The 24,974-nt window shown below is 68.5% G+C and carries 14 protein-coding genes; 12 read left to right on the forward strand and 2 right to left on the reverse strand.

The features are described 5' to 3' along the window. Nucleotides 1-72: 72 nt before the first annotated feature. Both WMF28_RS15725 and WMF28_RS15730 read right to left on the reverse strand, forming a co-directional pair. Entirely contained in the window at nt 73-1,818 is a 1,746-nt protein-coding gene (locus WMF28_RS15725) for a nitrilase-related carbon-nitrogen hydrolase (protein ID WP_437603051.1), read from the reverse strand. A gap of 24 nt (nt 1,819-1,842) precedes the next feature. Next, nucleotides 1,843-2,070 carry a UPF0175 family protein gene (locus WMF28_RS15730; protein WP_437603052.1) on the reverse strand — a complete coding sequence of 76 codons (228 nt, stop codon included), beginning with the start codon at nt 2,068-2,070 and terminating at the stop codon, nt 1,843-1,845. 97 nt (nt 2,071-2,167) lie between these two features. Between WMF28_RS15730 and WMF28_RS15735 the strand changes: the two genes are divergently transcribed. The 12 genes from WMF28_RS15735 to WMF28_RS15790 all read left to right on the forward strand — a co-directional run bounded on the left by WMF28_RS15735 (nt 2,168) and on the right by WMF28_RS15790 (nt 24,644). Next, the gene (locus tag WMF28_RS15735; RefSeq protein WP_437603053.1) at nt 2,168-2,317 is read left to right on the forward strand and encodes a hypothetical protein; all 150 of its coding nucleotides are present in this window, start codon (nt 2,168-2,170) and stop codon (nt 2,315-2,317) included. Between the two features lie 232 nt (nt 2,318-2,549). Next, entirely contained in the window at nt 2,550-3,011 is a 462-nt protein-coding gene (locus WMF28_RS15740) for a macro domain-containing protein (protein ID WP_437603054.1), read from the forward strand. Nucleotides 3,012-3,687: 676 nt separating this feature from the next. Then, nucleotides 3,688-5,529: a hypothetical protein gene (locus WMF28_RS15745; protein ID WP_437603055.1), complete on the forward strand. Its 1,842-nt coding sequence runs from the start codon at nt 3,688-3,690 to the stop codon at nt 5,527-5,529. A 189-nt stretch (nt 5,530-5,718) separates the two neighbouring features. After that, a complete protein-coding gene (locus tag WMF28_RS15750; RefSeq protein WP_437603056.1) occupies nt 5,719-6,180 on the forward strand; it encodes a hypothetical protein in 462 nt (153 codons plus the stop codon). A gap of 55 nt (nt 6,181-6,235) precedes the next feature. Further along, nucleotides 6,236-6,919, forward strand: a complete 684-nt coding sequence (locus WMF28_RS15755; RefSeq protein WP_437603057.1) for a vWA domain-containing protein — start codon at nt 6,236-6,238, stop codon at nt 6,917-6,919. Continuing rightward, nucleotides 6,916-7,671, forward strand: coding sequence for a PP2C family serine/threonine-protein phosphatase (locus WMF28_RS15760; RefSeq protein WP_437603058.1), 756 nt, complete (start codon nt 6,916-6,918; stop codon nt 7,669-7,671). The genes WMF28_RS15755 and WMF28_RS15760 overlap by 4 nt, the downstream gene beginning before the upstream one ends. 6 nt (nt 7,672-7,677) lie before the next feature. Continuing rightward, nucleotides 7,678-9,495: a protein kinase domain-containing protein gene (locus WMF28_RS15765; protein WP_437603059.1), complete on the forward strand. Its 1,818-nt coding sequence runs from the start codon at nt 7,678-7,680 to the stop codon at nt 9,493-9,495. Nucleotides 9,496-10,213: 718 nt separating this feature from the next. Next, a complete protein-coding gene (locus WMF28_RS15770) occupies nt 10,214-10,669 on the forward strand; it encodes a hypothetical protein (RefSeq protein ID WP_437603060.1) in 456 nt (151 codons plus the stop codon). 132 nt (nt 10,670-10,801) lie between these two features. After that, nucleotides 10,802-21,523: a SpvB/TcaC N-terminal domain-containing protein gene (locus WMF28_RS15775; RefSeq protein WP_437603061.1), complete on the forward strand. Its 10,722-nt coding sequence runs from the start codon at nt 10,802-10,804 to the stop codon at nt 21,521-21,523. A gap of 12 nt (nt 21,524-21,535) precedes the next feature. Then, nucleotides 21,536-21,907, forward strand: a complete 372-nt coding sequence (locus tag WMF28_RS15780) for a hypothetical protein (RefSeq protein ID WP_437603062.1) — start codon at nt 21,536-21,538, stop codon at nt 21,905-21,907. Between the two features lie 965 nt (nt 21,908-22,872). Further along, nucleotides 22,873-23,199: a hypothetical protein gene (locus WMF28_RS15785; RefSeq protein WP_437603063.1), complete on the forward strand. Its 327-nt coding sequence runs from the start codon at nt 22,873-22,875 to the stop codon at nt 23,197-23,199. 281 nt (nt 23,200-23,480) lie between these two features. Then, entirely contained in the window at nt 23,481-24,644 is a 1,164-nt protein-coding gene (locus WMF28_RS15790; protein WP_437600037.1) for an IS481 family transposase, read from the forward strand. Nucleotides 24,645-24,974: the final 330 nt, after the last annotated feature.

Genomic DNA, 24,974 nt, shown 5'->3' on the forward strand with positions numbered 1-24,974 from the left:
TCCGGGCGGCTATGGCGCTGCGCCCCCGAAACGGCCTGCAGCGGCCGCCATCGGGCGGCCCCCAGCGAGGGCTCAGTCGTCGAGGAGGACCGCGAGATCGAACGGATAGTAACTGTTCAAAAACTTGGTACGCACCGTGCTCGTGTCCAGGTTCAGGATCTTGAGCCGGCCCCCGGCGCCGACGTCTTCCAGGTTGCTGATATAGCCACCGCCATTCTCGACGATGATACCGTTACCCGTCCAATCCGAGGCCGCCAGATGCACCACCTCGTTGGTCCGGGTCCTCCACATGCGGCGGAGCGCGTCGACGTCCCAGTGGTAGCCTATGCGGCTCAGCGGGTCTTTCGGTGCGAGCGAGCCCGAGGTCGAGGTGATGAGCACGAGGTCAGCTCCTGCCTTGGCGAGGTGCGTCCCGGTCTCGGGGAACAGGGCGTCCTGCCCGGTGAGCACGCCGACGCGGGCGCCAGGAAGATCGAGCAACACCGGCTCGGCCCCGCTGCCGTTCTCGAGGAAGGGGGTGTCATGGATCTGGGCGTGCAGCGAGGGAGGTACGCCCGGACGGACGAGCAGCAGGGACTCGTGCAACGTTTCACCCTGCTCGTACTCGATCACCGTCGTGACCAGCAGGGAGAGCGCGTTCTGCTCGGCGAAGGTCTGGAGCGCAGACCAAGGGAACGCCGAGGACCATCCCGAGCTGGAGGCGTTCACGGGCACGACGGAAGCCCCCAGCCCCGGCAGGACGAGCACGTCGGCGTCCTGGCTCCGCGTGGACCAGAGCTGGTTGATGGTCGTGAGGTTGTGCGCAGGGGAGAGCGCTGGCTTGTAGGCCATCGCGGCCACGCGTACAGGCCCCGGGGTGGGCAGGCCAGGCGCCGGCTCGTAGCCGAGGTCGCGCCGGTAGTACGAATTCGCGATCGCGCCGTACGCGCTCGGCTCCCGGTGGCTGACCGAGTAGGTCGGGTTGCTCACGTTCCCGATCCGCGCGTCGGGAACGACCACGGTCTGGTAAAGGATCGTGTCGGCGGGAGGTAGCGAGTCGTCCTCCGTCCGGTAGATGACCTTGATGTTCCCATCCGGGCTGATCGCGGCGGACGGGGCGTCATTCATGTCGTAGGTGAAGGGAGAGCCGAAGCGCTCGTCGACCTCGGTCCCCCACCGGTTCGCTGCCAGGAACCATACGCCGTTCTCCCTGGCGCGCGTCTGCCAGATCTCCTCCTGCCCGTCGCGGCCCCACCAGTTGGACGGCAGCAGGACGATATCCGCGCCCTCCAGGGCGATGATACGCATCCAGTCCGGAAGATAGGAGTCGGAGCAGATGAGCATCCCGATGTCCCCGTACGGCGTCGTGATGACGTCGAAGGGGACGTTGCCAGCGTCGTGCCAGCCGGAGAGACCCCGCTTCTGCTGCGTCTCGATGAATCCGTCCGGACCGAAGGCCACCACGGTGTTGTATACCGCTTCCGAGGGGGTCACCTCGGCGATTCCGACAGCGACATAACTCTGGTACGCAATGGCGAGGTCGCGGATGCCGTCCAGCTCGGGGTACGGAGAGGTGAACCCGAGGCTGTCCACCACATCCGCCCGGGTGATGGAGAAGCCCGTGGTGGCGAGCTCGGGGGTCACCACGATATCGGCGCCGTTCTGGAGCGCTTCCTCGACGAGGGCGTCGAGCGCGGCGACGTTCTGGGTGACCTCTCCGAGGCCCGGATTGGAATGGATGAGCGCGACCTTGGCCGAGGCGGCAGCCGCGTCCACGGCGAGTGAGAGCAGCGACAGCGAAATACCGCAAGCGCTGAATTTTCTTAGAATTCCGTTCATGTTGTCGTCCAGGCTACCACGAGATCAATGGCGTGAAGCGCACGATCGACCCAATGGTATTCGGGCGGGTCCGCCCGTTTGACGATGGCGGAACGGTGGACGGGGCGCGACATTCTTCTTTGATGCCTCGACCGGATGGTCAACGACCGGCACGCCACGTTCGCCGAGCACCTGCATGAACGCGGCGCGCGGAAGACCCGAGAGCTCGGCCCGTTTTCCGGCGCTGACGCGATGCTGGCGGATCCGGTCCACGATCCGACGTGACGGGCGCGCCCCCCTCTCACCGCGCCTCTAGCTCGCGCAGATCCACGCCCGCGCCCTCCGCGGCGCCTGGCCTGGAGAGCTCGCCGTGACCGAGCCGTCGCGTCGGGCTGCGGTGGTCGTTTCGCTCGCCAGCACCCTGAGCCGCGCCGTCGCCCTCGGGGATGAGGTGGGGGCCCGGGTCGCGCACGAGGCGATCGGCCGGCTGCTCGGGCTGCCGCTGGCACCGGAGGGGTGAGCAAGCTTGGGCCGAACGTCGGGCCCGCCGCTCGGATCGACTCGCTGCCGGAGCCTTGCCGCTCGCCAGCGCCCGCAGGCACGACCGGCTCGTAGGGGGCGCCGGTGCGGACGTACCGGGTGGGCCGGAACGGCGCGCGCGAGGTGGCGGGGCATAGGCGGCGCCTCGCCTCGCATTCGCGGGCCCGTCGGCATCTCACGAAGCTGACCGCGGCGATGCTAGGGGGCCCCGCGTGCCGACGATCTTCACCAAGGGCGACCTCCTCAACACCCCGGATTTTCATGCGTACGCGCACGGCGTGAGCTGCGTGGGCAAGATGGACACGGGGATCTCCGTGACGTTCAAGAAGCGCTGGCCGGGCCTGCTCCCGGCGTTCGAGCAGCGGAGCGCCGAGCGGAAGCTCCAGCTCGGGGAGGCCTTCGTCTGGAGCGAGGGCGGCGACACGGTGTACAGCCTCGCGATCCAGGAGGACGCGACGAAGAGGCCCTCGCTCGCCGCGCTCGAACGCTCGCTGGCCGCGATGGTGACGCACGCCGCCGGGGCGGGGATCGCGCGGATCGGCGTACCGCGCGTGGGCGCCGGCAAGACCGGCCTCGAATGGCCGCGCGTCAAGAGCATCCTCGTGAAGGTCGCCAACGACATGCCGGTCACGCTCGTGGTCTACGAGCAGTTCGTGCGCGCCCCGGGCGCCTGACTCCAGCGTTGGAGGAAGTGATGCGCACCCGCGGCATCAAGACCGAGGTGGCGGGCTGGGGCGGTTTGCCGGACGGCGTGGCCGCGCTCATCCCTCCACCGCGCTAGCCGTTGCTGCGCCTGTCCGGCGTGCTCGCGCCGCGCTCGTCCTTCTCCCGATAAGGCTTCCTGCGCGTACCGTTCACCGAGGCGGAGGGAACACGGCACGCCTGTGACAATTCGACCACCTTCGTGCTGGCCCGGATGGTGGAACGGGCATCGAGACACTGCAAATCGAGGACTGGTCGGAGGACCCCGACTCACTTTGCGGGTACGGCTACCAGTTCTGGATGTCGCGTCACGGTTATCGCGGTGACGGCGCCTTCGGCCAGTGCGGGCTCGGCGCCGCGGCCTGGAGTAAGATTCCTGGAGCTCGGCGCGACCGTCCACCTTGCTGACATCAGGCTCACGTGCGGTGTCCCGCAGGCGTCGGGCCCCGCCATGACCGAGAGGACGGTAGCAATCCCCCCACCCGTGGCCAAATTCACGCGGGCCGTGCCCGGCTCGGCCCCCGAGCCCACCTCCGCATCGGTGCGCCCGGGGCCGGCGGCCGAGGGGCCGGCGCGTGCCGGTGGTTTTTTGCCGGGGGCGGCGAGCGCGGATAGGGAGGAGGACCGCACTGGGTCTCCGGGAGCCGCATGTCCATCGTCGGTCGACCGCCTGCTCCGCCCCCGAACGCCCGCGCGCCGCACCCTGCGACGGTGGCGCAGCCCAGGCCCGCCCTCGGCGGCGTGGCCCCCAGGCCGCCGCACCCTGCGACGGTGGCGCAGCCCAGGCCCGCCCTCGGCGGCATGGCCCCCAGGCCGCCGCACCCTGCGACGGTGGCGCAGCCCAGGCCCGCCCTCGGCGGCATGGCCCCCAGGCCGCCGCACCCTGCGACGGTGGCGCAGCCCGAGCCCGCCATCGGGGAGGCTCTCCAGCCGTATCGCAAGGGTCAACGCAACCGGGGGTTCCTCGACTCCAAGAAAGCGAAGACGAAGGCGGACCGAGCGCGGCACGTGAGCGGGGTGAAGCACATCGATCACCAGCAGCGGGCTTACCTCGCAGGGAAGGTCGACGCCTCCCTGCTGGACGGGCCCCTCGTGAACCTCCCCGTATGGGCGGCGCTGTTGCTCCTCTCGGCTTCCCTCATCACCGCCGCGGAGGCGCGATCCATCGACGCCCACCAGTCGCGCCAGCCGGCGCCGCGATCTCCCCAGAAGCTCCCGTCGAGCCCGGGAGGCTACTCCAACTCCACCGCGCTCGTTCCGGTTGGCGGCGTCACGGACGTGTGCCCGGTCCGGCCTCCGCTCGTGCGCACCCCCGGCATGATCGGCGGTTTGCTGCCCGTGCCGCCGCGGTCCTCGACCTCGCAGATCGGCTCCTCCGAGCTCGTCGAGCTCCTGCCGGCCCGCGAAGTCGCGCTGTCTCCCGGCGAACGCTTGACCCAATCGATCTTCGAGGCGTGGCGCCCGAAGGTGAAGGCGCTCGGCAAGCGCGAGAGCCTGAAGCCCATTTACAAGCAACTGGCGACCTTTCGAGGCGGCGGCGCCAGGCTGTCGGCCATCTCCGGCGGTGATGGAGGAGCGTACTTCCTGAAGGCGGGCGGGAAGACCGGCTGGGTCGTGAAGCCGGGGGATGAAGATCTGATGTGCCCGAACAACCGCAAAGGGTTCGGCTACGACGGCAAGCGCCTCCACGCCGGGATCCCGGTGCATACGGCGGTACAGCGGGAGGTGGCGACCCACCACGTGGCGAACCGCCTCGGGCTGGGCCACCTCGTCCCTGGCACCGTGGCGGCCGTCTTCGACGGGTCCGGCGTCTTCAGCACGAAAGGGCCGAAGCTCTGCTCCGCCCAGCAGTTCCTCCCCGGGATCATGGGCGTCGGCGAGCTCCGCGACGAGCTGGTCACCAGGCTCCGCCAGGGAGGAGCTCCCATCCACGAGGCGGCCGACTCGGCCACCAAGCTCATCGACGGGATGCTGGACGAGAACGACTTCGCCGACATGATGGTCCTGAACTGGCTCACCCACGACAATGATGCGCACGGCGGCAATTGCGTGGTCCACGTCAAGGCGGGGCCGGGCGTCTCCGCGGAGACGCCGCTGCCGGTGAAAGATCTGCTGAAGAAGCCTGTCGACGAGATGGGCAAATACAAGCTCGGCATGAAGAAGATCGACAACGGCCTCGCCATGCCCGAGGAGAACACCAACGGGCGGAATTACCTGTCCGTCTTCCCGAAGTTCAAGCAGCCCGTGAGCGCTCGTGTCCACGACAAGCTCGAGGCATGGACGACGTCCGCGAAGGGCGGCCTCACGCCCGTGAAGGCCGTGGCCGAGGAGCTCGATGAGCTCGATCTCAACCCGGAGGGGATCAGCACCGCCGGCGACGCCATGGTGGATCGCATCCGCAAGTATGCGAGCAAGAGCAAGACCGTCCAGAAGCGCGGCTGGAGCTACGAGCGGTTCCAGAGCCTCGTCGGCTACGTCTATCGAGGCTGAAGCGTACGTGGGCGAGGCGCGACGCGCAGCGGCTCGACAGCCCTCGCCGCCCGCGCGACGACCGCCGCCGCTCCTCGCTCGGCGGAGGCCGCGTGGATCTGGACAGGCCACCCCCCCGGAGGAACGCCCTGATCGACGATGGCGCCGTAGTTGCCCGCGCGGCACCCGGCGCGGGAAGATGGGCGCCCCATGCGCGTCGCGTATCTGATGGTCCTCGGGGCGGCGCTCGTGCTCCCGGGTTGCGGCGGCTCGACCAGGGAGCTCCGCCTCACCCTCACCCCCGCGGCCGACATGAACGACGCCCGCTCGTGCTACGTGCTCGCCCGCGCGGTCGACGGCAAGGCCTTCTCGACGGAGTCGTACGACGACGCGGCGGGCATGGCCATGGCGCCGGACGACTCGGTCCTGAGCGCGCTGGCGGTGCTCCCGGGGGTGAGGCAGGTGCTCATGGTGCCGCTGCCGGCGAAGGGACGGGTGGCGATCTACGCGCTGTTCAAGCAGCCGGAGGACGAGGCGTGGCGCCTGCTCCTGCCGGAGGAGCTGCCGCCGGAGGTGGAGATCCGGCTGGGTCGCAGCCGGATGTGCTGGACGAGCGACGGCGCGCCGAAGGGGGCGACGGGGCTGTGCCGGCAGCGGAGCGAGGGGCGGTAGCAAGAGCCCCGCCGCTTTCTTGCCCCTCCGCGGCCGCCTGCCCTTCCATTCCGGCATGCCGCCGTCCCTCGTCGACCGGGTCCGGGTCAACGACAACAACCGCGAGCCCCGCCAGCCGCTGGTCCTGCTCGTCGACACCTCGGGATCCATGACCGCCGATCTCCCGGACCTCGCCGCCGGCCTCGACGGCCTCCGCGCCGCGCTCGCGCGGGACACCGTCGCCCGCAACCGGGTCGAGCTGGCGGTCGTGACCTTCGGCGGCAAGGTCACGGTCCACGGCGATTTCGGCGAGGCCGCCGTCTTCGAGCCCCCTGCGCTCGTCGCAGCCGGCGATACGCCCATGGCCGCAGCGATCGAGCAGGCCCTCGAGCTCCTGGAGGCCAAGAAGCGCGCCTACCGCGAGAGCGGCCTCGATTACTACCGCCCGCTGATCTTCCTCCTCACGGACGGCGAGCCCACCGACACCGCCCGCTGGCCGGCGGCGGTCCGCCGCGTCCGCGAGGCCGAACGCGACCGGAGGCTCGTCCTCCTCGCGGTCGGCACGAGGACCGCCAACTTCAATCGCCTCAAGGAGCTCTCGCCCGATCGCGCGCCGCTCCGGCTCAAGGAGGCGCAGTGGGACACAATGTTTCAATGGCTGAGCAGGAGCCTCCAGGCGCGGAGCCGCTCCCGGCCCGGTGAGGAGGTCCCGCTCGAGGATCCCACCGGGCCGCGCGGGTGGGGGGCGCTGCCGTCGTGACGGGGTGGCTCGTGTTCGGCGCGTCGGTGCGCGGGCCGCAGCACGAGCAGGAGGGCTCGCCCTGCCAGGACGCCTGGGCGTCGGGCCCTGCCGGCGGGCGCCGGGTCGGCCTGTGCCTGTGCGACGGCGCCGGATCCGCCGCGCATTCGGAGATCGGCGCCGCCGCGGTCGCGGCCGCGGTCGTCGCGGCGCTGCGCGAGCTCGCGCCGGAGAGCCCCCAGGCCCTCTGCGACGCGGTGCGCGCCGCCTGCGCGGCCGGCCGGCAGGCGCTCCTCCGCGAGGCCGAGGCGCGCGCCCTCGCGCCCGAGGACCTCGCCTGCACGCTGGTGGCCGCCGCCGCGTGGGGCGACGCCGTCGCCGTCGCGCACCTCGGCGACGGGGCCGTGGTCGGGCGCCGCCGCGGCGGCGGGGAGCTCGTGGTCCTGAGCGCGCCCGATCGCGGTGAATACGCGAACGAGACGTGGTTCGTCTCGTCGCCCTCGTGGGAGGCGCGCCTGCGCGTGGGCCTCCACGAGGGCGTCGACGCGCTCTGCGCCTTCACCGACGGCTGCGAGGGCGCCGCGCTCGTGCGGGGCCGCGCCCTCGCGCCGTACGCGCCCTTCTGCGCGCCGCTCCTCGACTTCGCGGCCGAGGTCACCGACGCGGGCGACGCCGGCGGCGAGGTGGCGCGGCTGCTCGACGCCGAGCCGCTGCGGCGGAGCTCGGGAGACGACAAGACGCTCGCCGTCGCGCTGCTGCGCGCGCCCCCGTGAGCGCGAATGAGCGCGAAGGCGTACCGGGATCCCGCAGGGAGGGTCGTCGAGCTCGGCGAGGAGCTCGGCGCGGGCGGCGAGGGATCCGTCTTCGCCGTACGCGGGCGCCGGGCGCTCTGCGCCAAGATCTACCGCCCCGACAGGGCCGAAGGACGCGAGCGGAAGCTGCGCGTCATGCTGGAGCGCCGGCCGTCGTGGCTCCTCCGCCGCGCGCTCGCCTGGCCCGTCGCGCTGCTGACCGAGGCCGAGGGGCGCGGGGCGTTCGCGGGGTTCCTCATGCCCCTGCAGCGCGGCGCGATCGAGGTCCACCGCTGCCTCGTGCCCGACGAGCGCATGCAGATCGCCGGGTGGCTCACCCAGCGGGACCTCTGCGTCCTCGCGGCCAGGCTCGCGCGCCTGGTCGAGGGCGTCCACCGCGCCGGCCACTGCGTCGGCGACCTGAAGCCGCAGAACATCCTCGTCTCCCCGCTCTCCGGGCGCGTCGCGCTGGTGGACGCCGACTCGTTCCAGATCCGTGATCCGGCTGCGGGGCAGGTGCACGGCTGCCCGGTGCTCACGCCGGAGTACACCGCGCCGGAGCTCTGCGGCGCCGAGCCCGGCCGCGCAGCCCGCACCCCCGCGTCCGACGCGTTCGCCCTCGCCGTGCTGATTCACCAGCTGCTCCTCGGCGGGGCGCACCCGTTCGAGGGGGAGCTCGCGCCGGGCGGCGCCGGCGGCGCCGAGCGCATCCCGGCCCGGATCCGCCTGGGCCTCTGCCCCTTCGTGCCCGGCGTGACGGGCGTCCGCCCCGCCGCGGGCGCGATCCCGTTCGCGACGCTCCACCCCGGCCTGCAGGCGCTCTTCATCCGCTGCTTCGGCGCTGGCCATGGCGCGCCGGCCGAGCGCCCCGGCGCGGCGGCGTGGCGCGCCGCGCTGCTGCGCGCGAAGCGCGAGATGGTCCGCTGCGCCCGCAGCCCGGCGCACCTCCACGACAAGGCGCTCCCGCGCTGCCCGTGGTGCGAGCGCCGGGAGCGCACCGGGATCGACCTGTTCCCGGCGGAGCAGCGGTTCCAGCGCGCGATCGCGCGGGTCCGCGATCCGGCGGCGGCGCCCGAGGCCGAGCGGATCCGCTGGCTCGGCCTGCACGCGCGCGGGCGCTTGCGGGACGGCGCGCTGAGCGCGGCGGAGCGGGCGTGGCTCGACAGGGCGGGGGCGGGGCTCGGGCTCGACAGGGGCGCGGTGGCGCGGGTGGTCAAGGAGGCGGCGGGGCGGGCGACCGAGGTTGGGGCCGGGGGGCGGGCGACCGGGGTTGGGGCCGGGGGGCGGGCGACCGGGGTTGGGGCCGGGGGACGGGCGACCGGGGTTGGGGCCGGGGGTCGAGCGACCGGGGTTGGGGCCGGGGGACGGGCGACCGAGGTTGGGGCCGGGGGACGGGCGACCGAGGTTGGGGCTGGTTCCGGGCCGGCGCGCGTATGGCTCCCGCGGGGGAGGGTGGTCTTCACCTCGGTCGCGTCGATCGCCGCGGCCGGCGCCTGCGCGGCCGGCGTCCTCGTCACCTCGAGGCTGCTCGCGACTCCGGGCGCGTCCCCGATGCCGCGCCCGCAGCCCTGCGCCGTGCTCGCGCAGCGCGCGACCATCGGCCATACCGGGGGCACCGGCGCGTACCTGCGCGCGGCGCCGTCGACGGGGAGCGACGGGCTCCCGCTGCCCGACGGCACGGCCCTGCGCCTCACCGGCCGCACCCGGATCGCCGAGCAGCTGGCGTGGGCCGAGGTCGAGGTCGTCGCGAGCGGGCGCGTCGGCTGGGTGGCCACGCTGTATCTGGTCCAGGAGGCCCCCCGTTGAGCGGTCTCTCGTGGTCCCAGCGGTCTCTCCCAGGTGGTCATCCTCCGCGTCGAGGCGCGCGTTGCTCCCTGACGTGCAACGAGAGGTTCCGTCCAGAATGACAATGGCTTGACCGCGGAGGACGACGGCCCTGACTCCGGATGACGACGGCTCCAGGGCGAGTGCCGACGGGTCGCACCACGGATGCCGACGGCTCCCGGCCGGATGCCGACGGGTCGCACCACGGATGACGGCGGCTCCAGGGCGAGTGCCGACGGGTCGCACCACGGATGCCGACGGCTCCCGGCCGGATGACGACGGCCCGAGCCCGTACGACGATGGCTCCAGCCCGTAGCACGACGACTCCCGGCCGAATGACGGCGAGCTCCGCCTCGCATGACGAGGGCTCCTCGCGGCGTGACGACGGCCTCCGCCTCGATGCCGGCGGCACGCCGCCGGACGAGGGGGGGCGCCAGCAGACGCGTTGACCCGCAGGTCTGCTGCAAGTGAATGTGACGAAATCTCGACGTAGCCGACGAAATCTTGCTTCTGCGCGAATTGGCCTGGACGATCTGTTTGTTCTGGTGCTTACATGCGTCGCCATGGGTCCAAGGCGGTAGGTCACTTCGCCCGGAGACCTCTGCGTCATGTGGTGCGCGAGCGGGTGGCTCGCGTTCATTACCATTCTGTTTGCTATCGATACGGGTCCAGGACCGGGGCGATCCGGGGAGGAATCAACATGCAGCAGCATGGCAGCTGCGCCCAGAGGCGCGGTGCGGTGGTGAGGTGCGTGCAGCCGCAGGTTCGGCTCAACATGGCGGGCTCCAGCTGGCTCTCGAGCTCACCGCTGCGCAACGCCTTCTGGCTGGGCGCGCTCTGTTTGCTGCTCCTCGCGTGCGAGGACGGCGCTCTGCCGAGCGTCGGCAGATCGTCGAATTCGCTGACCGCCAACGACGGCAGCACCGGCGTCACGGAGTGTGACAGCTATCTCGATCAGTTCGAGCTGTGCATGCAGGCGACGTTGCCGTCTCACCAGTTCAATCAGCAGCAGGCTGGCATCCGTCGTCAACGCTTCGCATGGCGGGATCTGGCCGAGAGCGCCTTCAAGAAGCAATCGTTGGCGCACGTGTGCCGGCAGGCCATCACCACCGCGCAAGAAGAGTTCCAGACCTGTACCTGGAACAGCGGGCTCTGAGGCCGTGGAACCGCCCATTCGAGCGCGCGTGAGCGGCGGTTGCCCGGGCTTCTGGAAAGTGACTCATTGAACATTCGCCTCGTCGATCATGGCCAGTGAGCGGCTAGCCGGCGAGTTGCGAGGAAACGCACCATGCTGAACGTCATCGGTCGATCCAGTGGGGCTCGGGCCACGTATTTCGTCTTGATCCAGATGCTGGGGCTCGCGGGGCCGATCGCCGCGCTGGCCGCGACGTCATCCCGACCGAGCGCGGTGGAGCCCAGCCTCCCGCTCGACGATGCGCTGCGTGAGCTCGAGTCCGCGACGGCTGGCTTGCATGGCGCTGCGGCGCCGGACAGCGCGGAGCAGGGTGCGGCGACCCCGTTGCCGGATTCAGGCGACGCGACGACCGTCGCAGCGGTGGCGTCGGCGGTGTGGCTCAACGCTCCCGCGAACGCCGATCCAGGGGCTGCCTGGTCGCTCTTCGATGGCGACGCGCGGACGACCCTGTCCTCACCCTCCGGAGCCCCCGTTCGCGTGGAGGTCCGCTTCGCCGAGCCCACCTGGATCCACCAGGTCAGCGGCTTCGGGCGGACCCGCGGCGCGTTGACCATCACCGTGGATGGGGCCGCGGGCGAGCGCGTCCTCGAGGGCGTGGAGCAGCGCGCGCTCGAACTGTCGGGCGCCCTCGGCCCTCTGCGCATGCCGCTGCCCGTCCTGGCCGAGCGGGCACTCATCGAATGGATCCCCGGGGATGAGTCCGGTCTGGCAGAGCTCGCGTTCTGGGGCGCTCGCGATCCGGTGAGCGTGCTGCCGGAAGCTCACTGGGCCGACCGCGTGACGAGCAACGGCTTCCCGGGAGCGCTCGTCTTTTCTTCGGATCGTGCCACGGCGCGCGTCGGTGAGGTCGGGCAAGGCGCTCAGGCGTTCCAGGTCGACGTGTTCGCCGAGCCGCGGTCCCTGTCGCGCGCGTTTCTTGTCTACGAGCTCGAGGGCGTCTCGCACTGGAGCGGCGTGCCGCGCAGCATCAACGGGGCGGCCGAGCGCGCATCGACGGCGCTTCCGCCGGCGAGCTCCAGGTCCGGTCTGCAGGTCGAAGAGATCAGCCCCGCGTGGCTCAAGCAAGGCTTGAATCCGGTGGCGTTCGGGGCGCCGCGGAGCTCCGTTCAGCACGGCTCCGTGTCGGGTTACCGCGTGAGCCACGTGCGCGTGGTCGGGATTCCGCACGGCGGCAGCTACGCCGCCGTCTCCCCCGCCGAGCTGTCGAGCGCCGCAGGTCGCCAGCCCTCGGCGCGAGCAACCCAGCTTGGAACGGCCCCCTTCGCCGGGCCGTCGGTCCCCCACACGCTCGGCTTCCGCCTGACCGAGCCATCGAAGGGTCAGCTGATCGCCAGCGCCGGAGGGGGGAAGGAGCGCCTCGAGATTCCGCTTCGAGGCCTCTCGCCAGGCTGGTATCAATGGGACGCGGTGAGCGCGTTCGGAACGCTCGACTCGGTTCGCTTCTCGTTGCGCGGCGGCGCCGAGCAATCCTCGCCGATCGGCGATCTGCGCGTGGCCGCGAGCGCCTCGCCGGCGCACGCTCGTCCGGCGGTTCGCATCGCCTACCCGCTGCACGGCGAGTGCGAGCATGGGCGAGCCTACGTTCGGGGCTTCGTGCACAGCGCGGGTGTCGCGGTGACGAACGTCAGCGTCGAGGATCGCGCCCTCACGCCCGCGGAGCTGGGCGGCGACGGCGCCTTCGAGCTCAGCGTCCCCGAGGTGCAGGGGGGGACTGCCTGGTCCGTTCGCCTGCGGGCCACCCTGGCCGATGGCTCCACCGTCGCTCGTGAGGTCGAACTCGGGCCGTGCCTGGACAAGAGCGCCCTCGCGGCTGCTCCAGGCGGGCTCACGCCTGACGTGGGCGCGCCCTATGGTGAATGGGTCACGCCCGATCAGGCGAAGACGCTGCACCATGCCGGTGCGATGCTCGAGATCCCGGCGGGCGCGGTCTCGGAGCCGGTGCGCATCACGATTCGACCCTTGACGCGCGACCAGGCCTCGCCCGTGGGGCGCGGGCTCGTCAACGTCGTGCCGGGCAGCGGCAGCTTCCGCTTCGGCCCGGCGGGGCTCCGCTTCAAGCAGCCCGTGCGGCTCACGCTGCCCTTCGACCGGGAAGGCCTGCCGCCTGCGGCGACGACGCGCAGCATCTCGACCCTCTACTTCGACGAGCCGGTCGGCCTGTGGCGAGCGATCCCCAAGGTGGCGGACCCGAGCGGCGGCGTGATGGTGAGTGAGACCGAGCACTTCACCGAGTTCATGAACGCCACGCTCCCGGCGCCGGACGCGCCGGGTCCCAAGAACGCCTCGCCGGATGAGATGAAGGGCATCGAGCTCGGCAGCCCCTCGGCCGGCGTGGACCTGATCGAGCCGCCGGGCGCGAACCCACAGCGCACGGCGAACCTGGGCTATCCGCTGCGCGTGCCGCCGGGGCGCAACGGCCTCAACCCCGATCTGGCGCTCACGTACTCGAGCGCTCGCGCCAACGGCTGGCTCGGCATCGGCTGGGACCTCGAGATCTCGAGCATCCAGCACGACACGCGCTTCGGCGTCCCTGACTACGATGGTACCAAGATCCAGAACGATCACCCGGGTTCTGTCGCGGGCTCCGTGCGCTACGCGCTCGACGGCGCTCAGCTGACCGCCGTCGGTCCCGCCGCTTCCGGCATGCGGTATCAACGCCGCGTCGAGGGCGATTTCCAGCGCATCCTCCGGCTGCCTACGCCAGGCGACCCCAACAGCTTCTACTGGGAGGTGACCGACAAGAACGGGGTGAAGTCGGTCTACGGCAAGACCGCGAACGCGCGGCTCGCCGATCCCGGTGACGCCAGCCATGTCTTCAAGTGGAACCTGGAGTACGTCGAGGACCGATTCGGGAATCGAATCGTGTTCAAGTACTTCCACGACGCGCAGACGATGTCCGGCGTCTCGATGCCGCAGGTCTATCCGAAGAGGATCTGCTACGGCGCCATCGCGTCGGAGATCGAGGACGACTGCGAGGGGACCTACAACGTGAGCTTCGTGCTCGACGCCGCCGACACCCGGCCCGACCGCAGCGTCGATGCGCGCCCCGGCTTCCCGACCAAGACGTCGCGCCGGCTGGAGAGCGTCGAGGTCGCCTTCGGCGCCACGATCATCCGCAGCTACGATCTCCGCTACACGCTCGGCGCCTTCCAGAAGACGCTGCTCGAGGAGGTCGGCTTGCTCGGCACGGACGGCATCGAGCTGTACAAGCACGATTTCGAGTACGAGGAGATGCCCCAGAACCCCTTCGCGGCGCCTCAGAGCTGGGGCTCGCTGAAGTCGAGCTCGGGTCTGCGCACGGAGTACGGGCTCTCGAGGACGAAGGGCTCGAGCTTCGGCGGCGGCGGCGGCATCGGATTCAAATCTCCGGTCATCTCCGCGAGCGCGAGCCTCGGCGGCTCCAGCGGGCACAGCCGCGTGCGCCGCTCGCTCCTGGATGTCAGCGGCGACGGGATGCTCGACTTCCTCACCGGCGCGAGCAGCAGCGTCAACACGGCGCCTCGCGCCCTGTCCCCCTATGATCATCTGAGCTACAAGAACATCCCCGGCGTCGGACAGAACTCGCTCGGCACCACGGATACCGGCGGCTGGACTGCCGGAGCGGGGGTGAGCGTGCTCGGCGGCGCTCTCGGCGTCGGCGGTAGCCTCGCCCACACGGAAGCCGAGGATCGCCACATCCTCTCCGACATCAATGGCGACGGCTTCGTCGATCAGGTGTGGGTGAGCGACGGCGCCATCAAGGTCCGCAACGGCGCGAAGGACCGCTTCGGAGAAGTGGAGACGTTCGGCGCGTACGACGAGTCGATGATCGCGTTCGCGAACGCGGACCGCCTGGAGAACCAGAAGAGCAGCTTCTTCCTCGTCGACCCGCTGGCGCGCTGGAAGGCCCCGTTCGCCGGCATGGTGCAGATCGGCGGCGTCATCCAGAAGGACGCGGCGGGCGGCGACGGGGTCACCGTCTCGATCCTCAAGAACGACGCGCTCCCGCCGATCTGGACCCGGACGTTCGCCGGGGACGAGCTCGCGCCGTGCGTGCCCACCGCGGGCAATACCTGCAACGGCCCCACGCCGCTCCAGGAGCCGATCGGCGTGGGGGACGACCTCTACTTCCGCGTGAGCTCGGTCGACGACCCGCGCAAGGACCTCGTGCACTGGTCTCCCGAGATTGCATATCAAGGGATCGCCTCCAGTCGCGTCGACGACCGTGAGGCCTATGGCTCGTTCGTCTACCGCACGTCGCTGGCCGACGATTTCCGCCTCGTGGGCATGCCGAAGCGGCCCTGGATCCCGAACGCGCCGGGCGAGGTCAGCGTGCTCGGAGGGGGGGCCAAGCTCTCGACCTCCGACGACGTCCAGCTCAACGTCTACAGGGTACCGTCCGATGCGGACCAGTGGATTGACGCGCAGCTCGTGGCGAGCACCAGCCTGGACGCCAGCTTCGAAGGGACGTATCAGGTCACCGGTACCGGCATCCGGGTCGCGTCGGGCGACTTGCTCTACTTCGAGCTGAAGTCGGACTCGCCGGTGGATCCCGAGCGGGTGGGCTGGGAGCCCTACGTCGAGTACACGCGCTACAGCCGACCCGACCCGGAAGCCGAGGTCTACGTGGAGGGGTCCGTGCTCGGGTGCGGCCCTTCCGAGGAAGATCCGGAGACGATCGTCTGCGAGATCGAGAACGATCCGACGCCGGAAGATCCGGTGCCCATGAGCTTCATCGTGCACCAGCCGGAGGTGAACGTCGCCGTCTTCATGTGGCAGGCCGGCGCGCCGACGACGCCGGTGACGGCGGAGGGCTCGACCAGCGCGGGCACCTTCATGAAGGGCCTTACGGGCCACCCGGTGTGCGCTCTCGTGCAGGGCGTCAACAAGCTCTTCTCGAAGACGTGCCTCGACGCCACGGCGTCAGGCCCCGTCGCGCTCGCCCCGCCGGTCGGCATCACTCCGGGTGAGCCCATCTACTTCACCCTGATGTCCAAATCGCCCGTCACGCGCGTCGGCGCAACGCCCGGCGATGGACAGGTGTACTGGGATCCCTCGACCGGAGGGGACCTCGCGCCCGTCAACGTCCGTTGGCTGGATCCCAACTTCGGGGATACCGATGCTCCGGCACCCACGCACGACATGATGGCGGGGGGATATCACCGGTGGTCGTTCGGGGACCATCGCGGCGACCAGACCTTCAGTGAGCCCGCGCTCCAGCATGCGAACGTGAGCAACGACACGTCGCCCTTCTTCTTCGCGACCCTCTCCCGCGCGGGGATGCCTGACGGTTCTGGTGCCGTTTACAGCACGCGTGGTCAGAACAGCTTCGTGGGGCGCGGATTGTTCTCGCCCGGGCGAACGAAGGCGGGCCGCGGCTTCTCGGGGAGCGCGGGCATCCAGGCGCTGCGGCTGTCCGATACGTGGAGCTACGGCCTGAACGCGAACTTTTACAATCTGGACATGGGGATCGGCGCAGCCGACACCACGGGTGAGGTCGACTTCCTCGACATGAACGGGGACAACTTGCCCGATCTGGTGACGCGCAACGGCGTCCTGTTCAACACCGGCGGCGGCTTCACTTCCAAGCGCGCGGTCGACTTCGACGAGTTCCGCGAGGTCGACCAGGAGAGCATGCGCTTCAAGGTGAGCATGGCGCTCGGCGGCAGCGACGAGAAGGACCAGGCGGTCCCGGACACGGACACGCGCGGCCGAACACGGGCGCTCATGTCCACGAGCTTTTCCGTCGGGCTCGACTACGCGGTGAGCTCCGCGAAGACGGAGCTGCTCGACATCAACCAGGACGGCCTGCCGGACCGCGTATCCTTCAGCCCCGACGGCGGAGATCCCGTCGTGCGCCTCAACACCGGCTACGGCCTCACGGCGCCGATCCAGTGGTCGAATCCCGACTGGGAGTTCAGCGGCTTCGGCCTCCGCGAGGACGTGCTGCAGACGATCAACGTGCTGGGCGCCGAGACCGGCCCGAACGCGGCGCGCTTCGAGGACACCGGCTCGCTCAGCGCGGGCGTCTCGGTCGGCGCGTCGTTCAGCGCGGGCCTCTTCGGGGGCGGCGCGCATGTCGGCGCGGGGTACGTCTACAGCCTCAACCGGCAGGCGGTGGACTTCATCGACCTCAACGGCGATGGCCTGCTCGATCACGTGAGCCGGCTGCCCCATGACCCGCAGCTTCGGGTCAAGCTGAACCTGGGCGATCGCTTCGATACGGAGCAGACGTGGACGCTCCCGCCATGGCCGAGCGACGTGGAGGATGAATTCGCCACCGTCGGTTCGGAAATTCTGAAGACGCTCGACGCTACAAAGCGCAAGCAAGAGGCGTTGACCTTCTCCAGCTCGCGCGACTACAGCGCGACCTTCGATGCCGAGATCTGCTACTTCTTCGTCTGCGGCAGCGTCTACGGCTTCTACAACGACACGGCAGGCGGCAGCGAGGTGGCCTGGCGTGACGTCGACGGCGACGGGCTGGTCGATCACGTCGCCAAGGTCGACGGCCAAGCTGCGGTCCACGTCAAGCTGAACCAGCTCGGGAGGGCCAACCTCCTCAAGGCCGTCAATCGCCCCTTGGACGGCAGGTTCGAGCTCGACTACGAGCGTTATGGCAACGAGGTCGGCGACGAGGCGGAGCCGAGCGTCGACCTGCCGGGCAACAGCTACGCCCTCGTCGCGGTGCTCTCGATGGACGGCCGCGGCCAGACCCTGGCTCAGGCCCTGGACTACACGGCGCCGGCGGGCGGAGAGGCCCGCGCGCAGACGGGGAAGTACGATCGCATCGAGCGCGAGGATTACGGCTCGTCGATCGTCACCGTGACGCGCGGCGTGACGAGCAGCAGCACGGGCGACGGCTCGCAGATCGAGACGCGGTACTTCAATCAGGACCACTACCGTCGTGGGCTCGTCTATCAGACGAGCGAGCGCGGCGTCTCGGAGAGCGGCGATCACATCCCTTACACGCGCCAGACGTTCACGTACGAAGATCCGACGCCCGGCGGGGTGAGCGTGCAGGACAAGCCGGATCCGCTCGTGGGCTCCTTCTTCCCCGCGGAGACGCATCGCACGACGGAGTGGTTCGAGGGAGAGGCGACGGCTCAGAAGTCCACGGAGGAGCGGCGGACCTGGAGCTTCGACCACGGCGGCCTCGATACGCTCTTCATGAGCGCTGACGAGGGCGCCGCGGACGACCTGTTCTACAAGGTCGAGTACGACACACGCGGCCTCAGCTATGCGAGCCCCGACGAGCTGTACATCGCGCGGCCGGACAGGGTGGTGGCACGCAGCGGAAATGCGTCAGGCGCCGTGCTGCGTGACCGGCGCGCCACCTATCATCTCACGACGGGCGCGCTCGATACGTTCGGCAATCACGTCACAGGAGGCGGCATTCCGGGCTCCACCGCGACGTACAACGACGCCGCGAGCACGGTCACGATCGAGCGGGACGAACTCGGCAACGTCAAGAAGGTGACCGATCCGAACGACTACGAGCTCACCTACCTCTATGACGAGACTGGGATCTACCGGACGAGCACCACCGATTCCTTCGGCTACACGTCGAAGAGCAGCCCGAACTACCTGTTCGGTGCCGTCGACACCACGACCGACCTGAACGGCCACCGCACGAGGTACAGTTACGACGCCTTCGGGCGCCTGATCGCGGTGTGGGGGCCGAGCGACTTCGTGGTCGAACCCGACGCACAGGAGGACGTGGCTCCCACGCTGCGCGCCGTGTACGGGCTGCAGCCGGGGGCTTCTGCCGCTCCGTTCTGGGCGATCATGGGCCACAAGGACGTGGTCCGCAACGCTCCCTCGACCCCGCCCCATCAACACGACTACGTCGAGACGGTCACCTTCATCGACGGCTTCGATCGCGTCATTCAGACGAAGAAAGATCTGGAGAAGGACTTCGGCGACCACACCGAGGTCGGGATGACCGTCAGCGGCCAGCTCGTGTTCGACGAGCGCGGGCGCCGCAAGGAGCAGGGCCATCCCATCTTCAGCACGGCGGCCGTCACCACCCTGGTGGACGTGCCGGCGGTTGAACCCAACTCGATCGCCGCCTCCACGAAATGGGAGTACGACGCCCTCGGGCGCGTGACCAAGCTGACGACACCCTCCGATCTGGAGGACATCGGTCTGAGTTTCGTCGAGACCGAGATGACCTACGGTTTCGGACTGGATCATGAGGGAGTCCTGCGGTTCCGCACCACGGTCACGGAGTCCGACGACGGGATGACCATTCAGCACCGTGACGTCATGGATCGCGTCGTGGAGATGATCGAGCGCGCCAATCCAGCGGACGGCACGCCGATCCTCACCCAGTATCGCTACAACGCCGTGAGCGACCTGATCGAGGTCGAGGACGCTCGGGGCAACGTCACAACGGCGACGTTCGACACGCTCGGACGGATGGTGAGCCTGAACAGCCCTGACGCCGGGCTCATCGAGTGGGAGTACGATCGGGTCGGCAACCTGCGGGAGAAGCAGACCGCGAAGCTGCGGGCTTCCTCGCAGCGCCTCACCTACCAGTACGACTTCAATCGCCTGCGGCAGGTCACCTATCCGACGAGCACGCCGCGGGTGTACACCTACGGTGGTCCGTCGCTCGCGGGCGACGAGAACGGAAACGTCGCCGGCCGCGTCATGACCGAGACCAGCGAGGCTGGCGAGCGCACCTTCCGCTACGACCGCCACGGCAACAGGGTCCAGGTCCAGGCGACGTTCAACCGGCTGCGTGAGCCGCACCGCGGTCCCTACCGCTACCAGGTGGAGCATCAGTTCGACGCGTTCGGGCGGGTTCTGCGCATTCGCTTCCCTGATCTGCGGGTCGGGACCAACCCCGACCAGGTGCCGCTCGGCGACCCGAGCCGCGAGGTGCTCAGCTACAGCTACGACGCCGGCGGCAACCTCAAGAGCATCCTCGGGCTGAATACGCAGATCAACGAGCAGCACCCCGACGAGTCGCCGAACACCATCTATCTGACGCACATCGGCTACGACGAGTTCGGGCAGAAGGTCCGGCTCATCGCCGGCAACTTCATCGAGACGACGTACCAGTACAAGCCGCGCTCGCGCAGGCTCGCCAACGTCAACGCGGATCATCGCGACCCGTTCCTGCGCCAGCAGAACAAGCCGGCGAGGCCGTTCCAGCGGCTCGACTATACGTACGGCGAAGATGGGAACGTGACCGAGCTGAGGAATGACGCGCCGTTCGACAATCAGATGAACGGCAGCGTGCTCGTCGGCAACCTGAAGCACACGTACCAGTATGACGCGCTGGACCGTCTGACGCAGGCGACCGGCGTGGTCCGGACGCGGAACGACTGGAGGTATCGCTACACGCAGACGTTCGCCTACGACGACGTCCACAACATCACCCAGAAGGCGAACGTGAGCTATCGGCAGGTGCCGGACGGCGCCGGAGGGTTCCGGGACGACCACGTCATTCGCGAGCAGACGTACGACGCACTTTACACCTACGCGGGGCCCCGACCTCACGCCGTCACGCGTACCTCCGAGCAGCTCCCGGACGAGTCGCAGCGCTACAATCGCGAGCACACGTACGACGCGAGCGGCAACCAGCGCACATGGACGTTTCGTGGCTCCAGCCGCGAGATCACGTGGAACGAAGAGAACCTCGCGAGCGAGATCAAGATCAACACGCAGACCCGCTCAAAGAATCTCTACGATGGTGAGGGGCAGCGCGCGATCTCGAAGCACGACGTCGTGGGCCAGGAAGAGACGGCGTACATCAGCCAGGACCTCACGATCCGCGACGGTCGCTACCTCACCAAGCACGTGTACGCGGGTGAGACGCAGCTGGCGTCCAAGATGGACAGCGCCTGGCTGAACTACCCGCCGACGCTGTACTTCCACACCGACCACCTCAGGAGCACGCAGTACTCCAGCAACGAAGAGCAGACGCTCATCCAGCATAATGAGTACTTCCCGAGCGGCGAGCTCTGGCGGGATGAGACCGATTCTCGCTACGAGCTGGCCCGCCGCTACACGTTCAGCGGGAAGGAGCTCGATGTCGGCACCGGCCTCTACTACTTCGGAGCGCGCTACTACGACGGGCGTCAGAGCCAGTGGCTGAGCCCGGATCCGATGGTCGCGCAGTACTTCGCTGGAGCGCCCGCGCTCGGGGTCTACGCGCCGTTCAACCTCAGCTTGTACTCGTACGCTGGCAACAACCCCACGAAGTATGTCGACCGCAATGGGGAGTACGTCGAGTCGGTGTTGGACGGCATCAGCTTGGGGATGGGCATTGCATCGCTGATCGACAACGTAGAGAAGGAGAATTGGGGAAGTGCCGCGATTGATGCCGGGGGTGTCGTCCTCGACGGGGTCGCGTTGGCCTTGCCCCTGGTGCCCGCCGTACTGGGCGCCGTGATCGCTACATCCCGTGGCGCCGACAAGCTGAACGACATGCGCAAGGCCGCCGACCAGGGCGCGGACGCGGTTAAAGCCGTCGCCCAGCACGGCGACGAAGTTGCGGACGTCGGTGGGGCAGTTGCAAAGGGGGGAGCTATGGCCGGGCGCAGGCTTGGCCATACCTTCACAAAGCATGGGGCGCAGAACACAGAGCAGTTGCTCAAGCAAGCGGCAGGCTCAGGTAAGCCCGTTGGTCAGTGGCTCGACAACGCGGCGGCAGAACAATTCATCGCGGACCGAGTTGGTCAACTTGGCAATGGGGCCAAGACGTTCGAGCTTCCCGAGGGGCTCGGGCGCGTTATCAATTCAGATGGAACTTTTTCGGTCGCGACAAAGGCGCGGCTGGTTCCCAGCGGTAGTGGCGTAAAAACTGCATACCCACTTATCGAATAAGGGACAATTTGCATGGCATCTCGAACGGACGACGAGGCACTCCTGGTGGAACTTTCTCAAGCCCTCGGCCTTGAATACGAGCCGCAGGACTGGGGCATTATAAACGCCGACGCGGGCCGGCTTGAGGAGTTTATTGCCTACTACGATGAACATCCGATGCTCAGTTCCACCCAGCGTTTCGCGTTGGGGGAACTAGTATTGGCCTCCGCCAATGAGGTCCTTATGAAGACCCCCGAGGCAGAGCTTGTTAGTCTTTCTACGTTTTTGGCCCAGCACGCGGAGGACTTCATGGCTGAAGTAGAATATTGGGAAACACTCGGTGATGTAGAAGAGTTTCCGCTATCAGCTTGGCTCCAAGAAAACCTTCCGAAGAAAGTAGAGTAGTGCCACCCGCGCGCACAGCAACATGACGAGCCGCTCGCCTTCATCAGGCGTCGGGGCTGGGAGCCTCGTGGACACCGTCGTGGAGTATATGGTCTGTGGCTCGGGTTGACGTGCTCCCGTCTGGCTCGTCTTCTCCTTCTCCCCGATGAAGGCAGCCCTTTATCTCGACGATCGAGCAAAGCCACCGAGAACCAGCTTTCCGACCGCGAAGCCTCCCGCAGACCACCCCACCTATCATCCCCAGCTCATTTGTGCCGCCCGGTGTTGTTGGTGTTGCGCCTCGCCATCGACCGCTGTATACGCGCCAAGCGAGCGGGCCGAAGAAGGGGATGGTGGAATCCCGGACCTGATGCTACCACCGAGTGAGAGGGCGGACTGGAAGCGGGCGTGTCGACATCGACCTCCGCGGTAAAGGCCACTTCGATGGGTCGAGCGGCAGGCAGAGCGACACTCCTCACGTGCACGAAGCGACGGCGCATGTCGTCCCGAAAGGTCAGTCGAAGTTGGGCCCCGAGACCTGACAAATCTCCTCATTTTGTGGCCGTTTCCAGCGAGAAATTGAACATGAAGGCGAGAAGGCGAGAAGATTTCTCAGAGATTTTGCTTCCCGTCTTCCCGTCTTCCCGTCTTCCCGTCTTCCCGTCTTCCCGTCTTCCCGTCTTCCCGTCTTCCCGTCTTCCCGTCTTCCCGTCTTCCCGTCTTCCCGTCTTCCCGTCTTCCCGTCTTCATGTGAATTCCCCGAAAAATTTGAGGGGATTCCTCAGCCCCGAGACCACTCGACCGGAGGGGTCATCGAGGCTGCCCAGCAGTCGCGTATCAGGCACCTCGAAAAGGAGAGCCAGACGTTCATGGAAGGGAGAACATCGAAAAGCTCAAGGAGGGCAAGTGATATGGCAGCGTGTGGCCTCACCCTCGCAGGAAGCCGGAAGCTCGTTGTCAGCTCGCCGGGAGCATCTGCCGATCACTTGATCCAGCGACCTTTCGTCGCGCTCCTGCCCTCCTTCAATGCACCGGAGCGGCAGCAGGTGGAGGCGATCACGAAGGACTTGATCGATCTCGGGTGCGTAGAGCTCTGCTGCGTGGGGCCCGAAGCCGAACAGCTTCATGATGCGCTTGACAACATCATCGAGGCTGGAAACGCGCTGGAAGTCGTGACAACATGGCATGAGGAACCCATGGACGCATGCGAGTACTTCCTGCACGCTGCTGCCGGGGGACGAGCCAACTTGCTCGCCCTGATCCTCTCCCATCCGGCACTTCAGGCCATGCTGGAAGAGGAAGCACGAACGTGATGCCCCACGTCGCACCTCCTGACGCGCGAGCGTAGCGGCGTGGAGCTCCGGCGGTCTACACGGTCCACAAGGCCTTCTGACGAGCCTCCCCCAGGTGGATCCTCCTCCGCGTCGAGGCGCGCGTTGCTCCCTGACGTGCAAGGAGAAATTCCGTCCAGAATGACAATGGGCACGGACCGGTGGCCTGGGTAACGGTTCAGACCGGGAGCCTGGGTAGCACCCGGACAAACCGGGAGCTTAGGTGACACATGTCGTAGAGGACCGGCGACGGAGGATCGCTGGTGCCCTGGAAAGAGACATGTTCAGTGGACGAGAGGCTTCAGTTCATCGCGCAGGTCAACGAGTCGGACGAGACGTTCGCGGAGCTGTGCCGGCGGTTCGGCATCAGCCGGAAGACGGGGTACAAGTGGGTGGAGCGCTACGAGCAGGCCGGGCCTCGCGGCCTGGAGGAGCGGCGGCCCGTGGCGCACACGTTTCCGCATGCAACGCCTGCAGAGGTCGTCGATGCGCTGCTCGCGCTGCGGAAGGATCGACCCACGTGGGGCCCGAAGAAGCTGCGCGCCCGGCTGGAGAGCCTGGGCATCAATGGGCTGCCGGCGACGAGCACCATCGGCGAGCTGCTCAAGAAGCACGGGCTGATTCGGCCCCGTCGGCGCCGCGTGGTGACGCCGACGTCAGCGATGCCGTCGACGCTGGCTCCTGCGGAGCAGCCTAATGACACGTGGTGCGCCGATTTCAAAGGGCATTTCGCACTCGGCGATAAGACCCGGTGCTACCCGCTGACGCTGACGGATCAGGCGTCGCGGTACTTGCTCAAATGTGAGGGCGTGGCGACGCCCGACCATGCCTCGGTACGACCCCACTTCGAGCGCGCGTTCCGCGAGTTCGGTCTGCCGAACCGTATCCGCTCGGACAACGGCCCGCCATTCGCCACGCTGGGCGTCGGTGGGCTCTCAGCGCTGTCGGTGAGCTGGATCAAGCTCGGCGTGTCTCCCGAGCGCATCGAGCCCGGTAAACCGCAGCAGAACGGCCGCCACGAGCGCATGCACAAGACGCTGAAGGCGGAGGCGACCTCGCCGCCAGAAGCCACGCTCGCGGCGCAGCAGCGCGTCTTCGACCGTTTTCGGCATGAGTACAATGACCAGCGCCCCCACGAGGCGCTCGGCCAGAGGACGCCGGCTTCGCGCTACACGCCGTCGCGCCGCTCGATGCCGAGCAAGCCCTCGTCGCCGGAGTACCCGGATACAATGGCCGTTCGACGCATCGGCACCACGGGACAGCTGCAGTTCGGGGGCGCGTCCACCTTCGTCTCCACGCTGATCGCCAGCGAGCCCGTAGGGCTGCTGCCGATCGCGGACGACATCTGGGAACTGTACTACGGCCCTGTTCTGCTCGCGCAGGTCACCCTGAAGAACAAGGAGGTGCAGTTCTCCAAGAGGCGGTGACCTGCGCGCTCGCACGCCGGACCGTGAGGAGAGGCTCGTGTGTACCGAGACCGCGGGGAGTGGTTCGTGTATAGATCCTGGTGGTCCGAGAGAGCGCGGCGAGCGTGTCGCGTCGACAAGGATCCGGCCCCTGTTTCCAGTCCTCCCGGAGCACGGGGCCGTGGCTCGAGGAAGTGTCACCGCGGCTCCCGGTCTGAAGTGTTACCAGGGCTCCGCTCGTACCATGGCTTGTCCGCGGAGGACGACGGCCCTGGCTCCGGATGACGACGGCTCCAGGGCGAGTGACGACGGGTCACACCACGGATGACGGCGGTCTCCAGCCGGATGCCG

The sequence above is a fragment of the Sorangium sp. So ce590 genome (genome assembly GCF_051521365.1).
GTDB lineage: Bacteria > Myxococcota_A > Polyangia > Polyangiales > Polyangiaceae > Sorangium.

Bases quoted from the DNA above. Each gene is read 5' to 3' on its own strand.
- WMF28_RS15725 (WP_437603051.1), bottom strand. From the start codon at position 1,818: ATGAACGGAATTCTAAGAAAATTCAGCGCTTGCGGTATTTCGCTGTCG.
- WMF28_RS15745 (WP_437603055.1), top strand. From the start codon at position 3,688: ATGTCCATCGTCGGTCGACCGCCTGCTCCGCCCCCGAACGCCCGCGCG.
- WMF28_RS15750 (WP_437603056.1), top strand. From the start codon at position 5,719: ATGCGCGTCGCGTATCTGATGGTCCTCGGGGCGGCGCTCGTGCTCCCG.
- WMF28_RS15755 (WP_437603057.1), top strand. From the start codon at position 6,236: ATGCCGCCGTCCCTCGTCGACCGGGTCCGGGTCAACGACAACAACCGC.
- WMF28_RS15765 (WP_437603059.1), top strand. From the start codon at position 7,678: ATGAGCGCGAAGGCGTACCGGGATCCCGCAGGGAGGGTCGTCGAGCTC.
- WMF28_RS15770 (WP_437603060.1), top strand. From the start codon at position 10,214: ATGCAGCAGCATGGCAGCTGCGCCCAGAGGCGCGGTGCGGTGGTGAGG.
- WMF28_RS15775 (WP_437603061.1), top strand. From the start codon at position 10,802: ATGCTGAACGTCATCGGTCGATCCAGTGGGGCTCGGGCCACGTATTTC.
- WMF28_RS15780 (WP_437603062.1), top strand. From the start codon at position 21,536: ATGGCATCTCGAACGGACGACGAGGCACTCCTGGTGGAACTTTCTCAA.